This window comes from Methyloceanibacter sp. (genome assembly GCF_050999895.1).
Taxonomy (GTDB): domain Bacteria; phylum Pseudomonadota; class Alphaproteobacteria; order Rhizobiales; family Methyloligellaceae; genus Methyloceanibacter.
On sequence record NZ_JBPCOU010000080.1, the window covers coordinates 24,287 to 34,136 of the forward strand.

7 protein-coding genes and 1 pseudogene are annotated in these 9,850 nt (G+C 62.7%); 2 read left to right on the plus strand and 6 right to left on the minus strand.

The window, feature by feature from the left end:
• Window positions 1–195: 195 nt before the first annotated feature.
• From ACR2J1_RS09195 to ACR2J1_RS09220, 6 genes and pseudogenes are all read right to left on the minus strand, one after another.
• Window positions 196–456, minus strand: a complete 261-nt coding sequence (locus ACR2J1_RS09195; protein ID WP_434019027.1) for an NUDIX domain-containing protein — start codon at window positions 454–456, stop codon at window positions 196–198.
• A gap of 391 nt (window positions 457–847) precedes the next feature.
• Window positions 848–1,510 carry a peroxiredoxin gene (locus tag ACR2J1_RS09200; protein ID WP_434019028.1) on the minus strand — a complete coding sequence of 221 codons (663 nt, stop codon included), beginning with the start codon at window positions 1,508–1,510 and terminating at the stop codon, window positions 848–850.
• A gap of 227 nt (window positions 1,511–1,737) precedes the next feature.
• Window positions 1,738–2,297: pseudogene (locus ACR2J1_RS09205) on the minus strand (type 1 glutamine amidotransferase domain-containing protein).
• 99 nt (window positions 2,298–2,396) lie between these two features.
• Window positions 2,397–3,458 carry a nickel/cobalt transporter gene (locus tag ACR2J1_RS09210; RefSeq protein WP_434019029.1) on the minus strand — a complete coding sequence of 354 codons (1,062 nt, stop codon included), beginning with the start codon at window positions 3,456–3,458 and terminating at the stop codon, window positions 2,397–2,399.
• Entirely contained in the window at window positions 3,443–4,123 is a 681-nt protein-coding gene (locus ACR2J1_RS09215; protein ID WP_434019030.1) for a DUF1007 family protein, read from the minus strand. Before ACR2J1_RS09215 ends, ACR2J1_RS09210 begins: the two co-directional genes overlap by 16 nt.
• Window positions 4,124–4,812: 689 nt before the next feature.
• The gene (locus tag ACR2J1_RS09220; protein ID WP_434019031.1) at window positions 4,813–5,157 is read right to left on the minus strand and encodes a hypothetical protein; all 345 of its coding nucleotides are present in this window, start codon (window positions 5,155–5,157) and stop codon (window positions 4,813–4,815) included.
• A 106-nt stretch (window positions 5,158–5,263) separates the two neighbouring features.
• Between ACR2J1_RS09220 and ACR2J1_RS09225 the strand changes: the two genes are divergently transcribed.
• Entirely contained in the window at window positions 5,264–6,949 is a 1,686-nt protein-coding gene (locus ACR2J1_RS09225; protein WP_434019032.1) for a Y-family DNA polymerase, read from the plus strand.
• The gene (locus ACR2J1_RS09230) at window positions 6,946–9,813 is read left to right on the plus strand and encodes an error-prone DNA polymerase (protein ID WP_434019033.1); all 2,868 of its coding nucleotides are present in this window, start codon (window positions 6,946–6,948) and stop codon (window positions 9,811–9,813) included. The genes ACR2J1_RS09225 and ACR2J1_RS09230 overlap by 4 nt, the downstream gene beginning before the upstream one ends.
• Window positions 9,814–9,850 lie beyond the last annotated feature (37 nt).

Here is a 9,850-nt window from a genome sequence, read left to right on the forward strand (position 1 = left end):
CGGCCCCTAAAGAAGCACGTCTTCCACCTCCCCCTTGCGGGGAGGTCCGGCGTCGAAGACGCCGGGGTGTGGGCCACAGACCTGCCTCACTCTCGTCATTCCGGCGCAAACCGAAATCCAGCCCCAGGCACTGCGCCACCCCAACCGTCATCGTCCGGCTTGACCGGACGATCAGTAAAGGGCGCAGCCAAATTACTATGCCCGCCTGCGCGGGCATGACGGCGAGAATTCCGAATAGACGCCGACAAGAGTTAGGTCTCCCACCTCCATGCCGACCTCCTCGCGCACTTCGCGCCGGCACGCCTCCTCAACGGTCTCGCCGATATCGACGAACCCGCCCGGCAGGGCATACGCGCCCTTGAACGGGTCATGTCCACGCCGAATGAGAAGCACGCGCCCCTGATCGTCGAAGATGACGCAATCCGTGGTCAGCGCAGGCGTTTTCGGCATCCCCATGCGCCCATGCGAGCAGCCTTGATGGCCGAAGGGTTCAGGCGACCACTATTTCTCTGAGAGCCGTCGCGCTTCCTTCAGCGCCATGGCGAGCAGATAAGCGAGGAAGTCAAACCGTTTGCGCGCGCCTGCTTCACGAGCGGTGCGATCCAATTCGGCACTTTGCGTAGCCAGGTCGCTCCGCCCCGTTCCGGGTGGGCCCGAGCCAGTTTGATCCGATATTCCCCTGCCCAGCTTTTCGCTGACCGGCCGCATGGCGGCGTCAGCAGTCCGCCTTATTGGCACGGATATCATCCGTACACAGTGTTTCTAGCACAAGGGGGGGCGCCCGCGCATGGAATTTCGTCGCAAATTTCTGGCGCATAGCGAGCCGCGTTCCCATCGCATGGACGGGTCAGCCCTTGGGCTGGGGAATGATCCGGATATAGGGCCGCGGGGCTTTCCAGCCGTCCGGGTAAATTGCCTTTGCCTCATCGTCCGTAACCGAGCCGGCGATGATCACGTCCTCCCCTGGGTTCCAGTTCGCGGGCGTCGCCACCCGATGCTTTGCCGTGAGTTGCAAAGAGTCGATCACACGCAGCACCTCGTCGAAATTCCGCCCCGTGGTCATGGGGTAGACGAGAATGAGCTTGATCCGCTTGTCGGGGCCGATGACGAAAACATTGCGGACCGTCTGATTTTCAGCGGGCGTGCGCCCTTCCGAGCTTCCCGACAAGCTCGCAGGCAGCATGCCGTAAGCCTTCGAGATCGAGAGATCCGGGTCGCCGATCATGGGAAAATTGGGAGCCGTGCCTTGCGTCGCGCGGATATCGTCGGACCATTTCGAGTGCAAGTCGACCGGATCGACGCTGAGTCCGATAATTTTCACGCCGCGCCTGTCGAATTCGGGTTTGATCTGCGCCATGTAGCCAAGCTCGGTGGTGCAGACCGGCGTGAAATCCTTGGGATGCGAGAAGAGAACACCCCAAGAGTCGCCAAGCCAGTCATGAAAGCGGATGCGGCCTTCGGTCGTGTCGGCCTCGAAATCCGGAGCAATGTCCCCCAGCTGAAGTGCCATGTCTTCTCTCCTTTGGCAGGGGGGTGCCACCTGCCTCGCGTTCGAACACAAGATGTAGATGTTTTACCTGGTTTCGACAATCGCGTGCCGTAAAAACGAAATAGCGGTCTTGCGGCAGGCGCAAGCGAGGCATGCCTTCGCACGGAACCCGGGGTTGCACCAAACGCATGCAGTAAGGACCGGGAACGCCTCGGCCCATTTCCGCAGATGCTAAAGCCCTAGGCGCGTTAAGCGACCGCGCGACGCTCATGGCGGCCTTCGCTGACCTCTTCGATTATCTTGGCCGAGAAGGCCTCGAGGTCGCCGGGATTGCGGCTTGTGATGAGTCCCTGGTCGACCACCACTTCACGGTCGACCCAGTTGGCGCCGGCGTTCTTCAGGTCGGTTGCCATCGAATGATAGGAGGTCATCTTGCGGCCCTTGACGATGCCCGCTTCGATCAGCACCCAGGGCGCGTGGCAGACTGCCGCGACGGGCTTCCTGCTGTCGTAGAACTCGCGCACGAAGGCAACCGCATCCTTGTCGGCCCGCAGAAGATCGGGGCTGATCTGCCCGCCCGGAATGACCAGCGCATCATACTCGTCGACCTGCACGACATCGATGGTGTGGTCGACAGGAATCGAGTCGCCCCAATCGTCTTTCTGCCAGCCCCAGATCTCTCCGGTCTTGAGCGAGACGATATCGACCTTCGCGCCTGCTTCCTCGAGCTTCTGCTTCGGCACCATCAGTCCGACTGCTCGAAGCCGTCGGCGGCCAGCATTGCAATGCGTTTGCCGTTAATATCCATGGCAAAAAACCTCCATTGGGTGGAATTGTGTCGATACCAACGCCTATGGGCCGCGATTGTTTCGAGGACATATCCGCCCTGGAAAGCTCTGATTTTGGCTTAGAACGGCCGGGACGGCCCGAGGGAGGCCGCGAACAGCGTCGCTCCAATAAGAAAAATCAGCGCCGATCCCCCGAGCGCGCAAAGCGTCCACACCGTATTTGCCCAGGCGCCGCTGTTGCCCCCGAGCTTGAGCGCGAGATCGCGGGAGCCCACGGCGAGCGTCGCCAGTACCGCCACAGTAATGGCGGTGCCGAAAGCCATGGCGAAGGTCGCAGCCACGCCGGCCCAAAACAGACCCTGCGCCAAGGCAAATACGAGCACCAGGATGGCCCCGGTGCAGGGCCGGATGCCGACCGCGCAAACAACAGCGCCAATTTTGCGCCAGGACAGGGGCCCGGCAATCTCTCGCGCATCCACCACATGGTTGCACGCCTCGCCGGGTGCATGCTCGTGGGAATCATGGCGGTGATGCTGTACGTGTTCATGGTGATCGCAGCTCTCTCGCGTCGCCGCGTGCGCATGCGAGGCCCTTTCACGCCAGCGGCGCCACAGCCGCATGAGTTGCGTACAGAGGAAATAGAGACCGACAAGCGCGATCATGCCGTAGCTCACGGTTTCGAGCTGGTTCGACCAAGCGGTCAGCTGAAGCCCGGTGGCACTGAAGGCGACCAGCAAAACGCTGACCAGCGCAACCGCAGTTAGCGCCTGGAGACCGGCGGCGATGAACGAGATGATCACGCCACGCCGCACCGTTTCCTCGTTGGCCACCACATAAGACGAGATAATGGCCTTGCCGTGCCCGGGGCCTATGGCGTGGAGAATACCGTAGACGAAGCTCAAGCCGACAAGGGCGAGCGCGGCGCCAAGCGGATTACCCGCCTTCATATTCTTCACGCTCGTTGCAAGTTGGCGCTGAATGTTTCGTTGCGTGGTCGCGACCCAGCCGAGCACGCCACTTGAGGCGAAGGGCACTGCTTGCGGCGCCGAGCGGGCAGCCGGCGCGCCGAATGCGCTTGGAGGATTTGCCTGGGCGGCGGCGGAGTGTCCAGCCACACACACTGTCAAGGCTGCGAGGAGCAGAGAGACGAAGACCGCCGTGCGGCTTACCGCTTCGCGCATTTTACGATCGCCGTCTGAGCAAATTGCGATCCGAAATTGCTGTCGGGACCCAGCTGGCTGAAGAAGGCCTCGCTTATGGCTTTGGTGTCTTCAGAATCGGGATCCTGTGCCTTGATTGCAGCGCTACAGCCCGGCACTTCGTTGCCGGCAATCTTCACCGGCTCCTCCTTGGCAAAGCCGAATGCCACGAAGAAAGAGGGGTCGTAGACGTCAACCTGGACATCCTTGCCGCTTGCACTGAGCGGTTTCTCGAGCGGCAAGGTGAAGTGTAGCGTGAGCAGTGTCTTGTCGAACTCGACCCAATAGTCGATGGGCGGCTTGAGCGGCAGCGGGTCGTCCGCGTTGCCAAGATGCACAAAGGTGAAAAAGTCGAATTCCTTGAGCGAGGTGACATTCACCTCTGCAAGCGGCTTCAGCTCGTCTTTGGAATATGCGCCGTCACCGTTCGTATCGAGCCCTTCCAGCGCCATGGCCGTATAGAACTCGTCGAACGTCCAGGCATGCCGAATGCCGGTGATACGCTGATCCTGGTCGACGATGATTTCCGACCGCACGGTCGCCCAGACATGCGGATGGGCGCTCGCGCTGGAGCCAAAGCCGATGCAAGCGGCGAAACCGAGAAGGGCCGGAAAAAATAGACGCTCGATGCAGCTCCGTTGCGACACGATTCGGCTCCCTAAAGGGTGAGCTCATAGTCGCGGATTATGGAGGATTGAGGACGCCAATGAAAAGGCTTCCGCCTCGCTTGCGCAAGACGGAAGCAGGTCGATCTGGAAGTGCCATGACAATTAGGGCCGCCGCCGCCCGACGAGCGCGACGCACGAGGGGGGAGGATACGCAATGACCAAATCCCCGGTCGTGATGTCTCTGGTTGTCGGGTGATTCTGGTTAGCAGAATGCAAACAGTGCGCCCCGGAAGTGGACACCTCCTCCTTTATCGTTCCCGTTGACTCTCTACCGACTCAGGATTAGAACAAAACAGGAACTAATGAGGGTTAGTAGCGTGCGTAACGACGTTTCAGGCGGCGCAGAAGGTCTTCACGTTCCGTCGGCTGACGTTGATGGAGCAGGCGGGGTTAGGGCCAGAGGGTTGATCGAGCGCTTACGCGTTAAGATTCGAGCGCTTGAGCAGATTCCCGTGTCTCTGGTCATTCCCCCCCTACCGGGCGCGGGCCCTTCCCGCCCCGCCTGCTCCCTATTTCCCTCCGAGCAGGGTGAGGAGCGAAATGAGCCTCCCCTCCACCAATTCGAGCGCGGCGGGCTGCATGAGCTAAAGCCCTTCTCTTACCGCGACGGTCCCTCAGCGTTCGCCTTTGCCCTCGCCGTCATCGCCGAAAAGATGGCAAGGGCGGAATCAGCTTCCCGCCTCGTGCTGTGGTGCCTCACGCAAAAGGCGGCGCAAGAGTGGGGTCACCCTTACGGTCCCGGCCTTAGCGAGTTCGGCCTCGACCCTGCGCTGTTTCTGATCGTCCAGGCCCGCAACGACCTCGATGCCGCCTGGGCGCTGGAAGAAGGACTGAAAAGTGGAGTTCTGCTCGCAGCCTTGGGCCAGGTCGAGGTCGGAGCGCCACTGATCGGCCGTCGCCTTGGCCTTGCCGCCCAGGGTGCCCGCACCCCGTGCCTGCTCCTCACAAATCATAATGACAGCGGTCTCCCCGGCACCCTCACCCGCTGGCGCATCGCCTCGAGCAGAAGCCAAGGCTCCCCCTTCGACGCTTCAGCGCCGGGCGCGCTGTCTCTGCGCCTGACCCTGGAGCGCTGCCGGGGCGACAGCGCCGAGCGAAGCTGGAAAGTGGAGTGGAGTCGTGAGTCCCATCGTTTCCGTCTGGCTGCCGCTTTTTCCCATCGAACGCCTCAAACGGGAGAGAGCCACCCGCAAAGACCGGTCCATACCGGATAAGTCCGTTCCGGATGACCGGCCGTTTGCGCTCGTCGGCAGCGAGGAACGCGGCCTCGTGCTCACCGCCGTCAATGCAGCATGCTTTCGGATAGGGCTCAACCCCGGCCTCGGCCTTGCCGACGCGCGCGCCATCTGCCTGCATCTTCTCACCGCGCCGGCAGCGCCCGCCAAGGATGCCGAGGCTCTGCTTGCGCTCGCCCGCGGGTCCGCGCGTTTCAGTCCCTCTCTCAATGTTGACGGTGAGGATGGGCTTTGGCTCGACGCCGCCGGTATTTCCCATCTCTTTGGCGGCTCACGCACCCTGCTCGCCGAGATGGAAAGACGCCTTGCCGCTCTTGGCTTTACCGCACGGCTTGCTCTTGCCGAGACTTTAGGGGCCGCTCACGCGCTTGCCCGCTTTGGGACTGGGTCACCCATTATCATCCCGCAGGGGAAGATCGAGGCCGCGCTTGCGCCTTTGCGAGTCGAAGCCTTGCGGCTCGAGCCGGACACCACAAGCCTGCTCCGGCGTCTGGGCTTGAAGCGCATCGGCCAGCTTTACGATCTGCCACGCAGCAGCTTGGAGCGACGCTTCCATTCCAGGGATGCCGCCGAAGCCGTGCTGCTTCGCCTCGATCAGGCGCTTGGGCGCCGCGAAGAGCCCCGCTCCCCGCTTCTCCCGCCGCTTCACTTCCTCGCACGCCTTCCCTTTGCGGAACCTCTCATCACCCATGACGGCATCGTGGCTGGCCTTAAACATCTTGCTGCCGAGCTCTGCGCGGATCTTACGGAGGCGAGCCGCGGTGCAAGCCGCGTCATGCTTGTCATCTGTCGAGCCGACGGCTCCACGGCCTCGATCGAAGCAGGGTTAAGCGTTCCCACCCGCGAGGCGCAGCATCTCCTCCGTCTCTTACTCGACAAGATAGAGACCTTCGATGCCGGCTTCGGCGTCGATCTGATGGTGCTCGGCGCCCGTGCGACCGAGCCTCTGCTGCCGGCGCAAACTACCCTTGCCGCGACGAGCGGAAAGGCAAAGTCCGGCCTCTTGATCGACCGTCTTGCCAATCGCTTAGGCACGCGCGTGGTGCGGCGCCTCTTTCCGGTCCAGAGTCATCTGCCGGAGCGGGCACAAAAAATGCGGAACGTCTTTGCCGGTCTTTCCTCCTGGACGGGACCAAGCCCGCGCAAGCCTCCACGCCCGGCCTTTCTCTTTGCCAAACCGGAACCTGTTTCAGTGCTGGCGGAGATTCCCGAAGGCCCGCCCGTGCGCTTCACCTGGCGCCGCGTCACCCGCCGCGTGATCAAGTCGGAAGGCCCTGAGCGGATCGCGCCGGAATGGTGGCGTGAGCTAGCGCGAGTTTCGAATGCGCCAGAGGCTTTTGCTTCTTCGGAAGGGGGTGAATCGCAAAGTCAGACCGTGTCGCTTACCCCCTTCCCTTCCCTCATTCACAACGGGGGAGGAGGCGCAAGTGGCAAGCACGCATCAAGGCCCCGCGACTATTACCGCATCGAGGATGAGGATGGCTGCCGCTACTGGATCTTCCGCGAAGGCCTCTATCAGGACAACACTGACCGGATGCCCGCCTGGTATCTGCATGGGGTCTTCGGATGAAGAACTCCACCGCGCCCTACGCCGAGCTCGATGTCACGACCAACTTTTCATTCCTGCGAAGCGGCTCGCATCCGGAGGAACTGGTGGCGACGGCGAAGGCGCTTGGACTCCAGGCAATCGCCGTCACAGATCGCAATAGTCTCGCGGGCGTCGTCCGCGCCCACATCGCCGCCAAGGAGGTCGGGATTAAATTCATCGTCGGCGTGCGTCTCGATCTTCAGGACGCACCAAGCCTGCTTTCCTATCCAAAAGATCGCGCCGCCTATGGCCGGCTTTGCCGCCTCCTCACCCTCGGCCAGCGTCGTGCCGGAAAGGGAGAATGCATCCTCTCTCTGGATGATGTCGCTGCTCATGCCGAAGGCCTGATCTTCATTGCCCTTCCGCCTGACGACTTTCCTTCTCCGTCCCGATTGTCATCGCCCGGCTTGACCGGGCGATCCAGTAACCACCGATCTCTCAATAACGAAGGCCAGCGGTTACTGGATGCCCGCCTTCGCGGGCATGACAAAAGAAATGCCGAAGAGCAGCTACTGCATATCAAGGAGACCCTGAGCGCGTCAGCACGAACACCCCTCTATCTCGCGGCGAGGCATTCCTATTGCGGCGACGACCACGCCCGCATCGAAGCGCTTGCGGACCTCGCAAAGCGCGCCGGCACGCCTCTCGTGGCCACCGGCGGCGTGCTCTATCACGCGCCGCATCGCCGTCCCTTACAGGACGTGCTCACTTGCGTTCGCGAGAAATGCACGGTTCACGAGGCAGGCTTTCGTCTCAAGGCCAATGCCGAGCGCCATCTGAAGCCGGCGCAAGACATGGCGCGTCTCTTCGGCCCTCATAATGAAGCCCTCGCGCGCAGCATCGAGATCGCCGATGCCTGCCACTTCTCTCTCGACGAGCTGAAATATGAATATCCCGATGAGCCGGTGCCGGAAGGCAAGACGCCGCAATCGCACCTTGAAGATCTGACCTGGCAGGGGGCAGGCTGGCGCTTCCCCGACGGCGTTCCTGCAAAAATTCGCGAGTCAATCGAAAAAGAGCTCGTGCTGATCGCTGAGCTCAACTACGCGCCCTACTTCCTCACCGTCCACGACATCGTGCATTACGCACGCAGCCAGGGCATTCTCTGCCAAGGGCGTGGGTCTGCTGCCAACTCCGCCGTCTGCTACTGCCTCGCCATCACCAATGTCGATCCGACCGAGATCGATCTCCTCTTTGAGCGCTTCGTCTCGCCCGAGCGGAAAGAGCCGCCCGACATCGACGTCGATTTCGAGCACGAGCGCCGCGAGGAGGTGATTCAATATATCTATGCCCGCTACGGCCGCAATCGCGCCGGCATCGCCGCGACCGTCATCTCCTACCGAGGCCGTTCGGCGGTCCGAGAGGTCGGGAAGGCGCTCGGCCTTTCGGAAGATACCGTCTCGGCTCTTGCCACCACATTCTGGGTCTTGAGCAGTTCGGGCCTGCCGGAGGCTTACGTCCGCCAGGCAGGGCTCGATCCCTCCGATCCGCTGCTCGCCCGCTGCCTGGAATTGACCCAGGAACTGCTCGGCTTCCCGCGTCACCTTTCCCAGCATGTCGGCGGCTTCGTGCTGACACGCGGCCCCCTCTGCGAGGTGGTTCCCATCGGCAACGCCGCCATGGAGGACCGCACCTTCATCGAATGGGACAAGGACGATCTCGACGCGCTCGGCCTTCTCAAGGTCGATGTGCTCGGCCTCGGCATGCTCACCTGCATCCGCAAAGGCTTAGCACTGCTGAAAGAGCATTACGGCCTGGACATCGGCCTCGGCACGGTGCCGCGCGACGATCCCGCCGTTTACGACATGCTGTGCAAGGCGGATTCCATCGGCGTGTTTCAGGTCGAGAGCCGCGCGCAGATGAACATGCTGCCGCGGCTGAAACCGCGCTGCTTCTACGACCTCGTCATCGAGGTTGCCATCGTGCGCCCCGGCCCGACCCAGGGCGACATGGTGCACCCTTATCTGCGCCGCCGCTCCGGCGCCGAAGCCGTCGAGTTCCCTTCCCCGCATCCGGACCACGGGCCGGAAGACGAGTTGCGCCAGGTGCTCGGCAAGACCATGGGCGTGCCGCTGTTCCAGGAGCAGGCCATGCGTCTTGCCATGGTGGCGGCGAAATTCTCCGGCTCCGAGGCGAACGAGCTGCGCCGCGCCATGGCCACTTTCCGCCGCCGCGGGACCATCGAGCGCCTGCACGAGAAGATGGTGGGCCGCATGGCCGCGCGCGGCTACCCGGCCAAATTCGCCGAGCGCTGCTTCAACCAGATCAAGGGCTTCGGCGAATACGGTTTTCCGGAAAGCCACGCCGCGAGTTTCGCCCATCTCGTCTATGTCTCCTCCTGGCTCAAATGCCATTACCCGGCGGCGTTCGCGGCCGCGCTCCTCAATTCGCAGCCGATGGGTTTCTACGCACCGGCGCAGATCGTGCGCTGTGCGCGCGAGCATGGCGTCGAGGGGCGCGAGGCCGACGTGAATCACAGCCTCTGGGACTGCACGCTCGAGCCCATCTCCATCCCTCCCCTTGACGGGGAGGGCGGCGCGCCTGTTAGCGCGCCGGGTGGAGTGAGTGCCCCTGTATCAGCATTTGGTCCCCCACCCCGACGCCGCGAAGCGGCCTCGGACCTCCCCGCGAGGGGGAGGTATGGAGGCAACGCCTCGGATCAAGCTTTCGCGCTGCGCTTGGGGCTGCGCCAGATCGACGGCCTGCGCGAGGAGGACGTGAAGCGCATCGTCTCGGTACGCGACGGCATCCCTGCCGAGCTTGAGCCACATTTGTTTGCGCCCCCGCTCGCCCCGGACTCACTTCCCTCACCCAGCAAGGGGGAGGGTGGCGAGGGAACTCTGTGAGCGCCCAGGGGGGGGCCACCTGCTGAACCCAACGCAG

Coding starts and splice junctions, on each gene's coding strand:
- ACR2J1_RS09210 (WP_434019029.1), bottom strand. CDS start 3,458: ATGCGCGAAGCGGTAAGCCGCACGGCGGTCTTCGTCTCTCTGCTCCTC.
- ACR2J1_RS09195 (WP_434019027.1), bottom strand. CDS start 456: ATGGGGATGCCGAAAACGCCTGCGCTGACCACGGATTGCGTCATCTTC.
- ACR2J1_RS09230 (WP_434019033.1), top strand. CDS start 6,946: ATGAAGAACTCCACCGCGCCCTACGCCGAGCTCGATGTCACGACCAAC.
- ACR2J1_RS09200 (WP_434019028.1), bottom strand. CDS start 1,510: ATGGCACTTCAGCTGGGGGACATTGCTCCGGATTTCGAGGCCGACACG.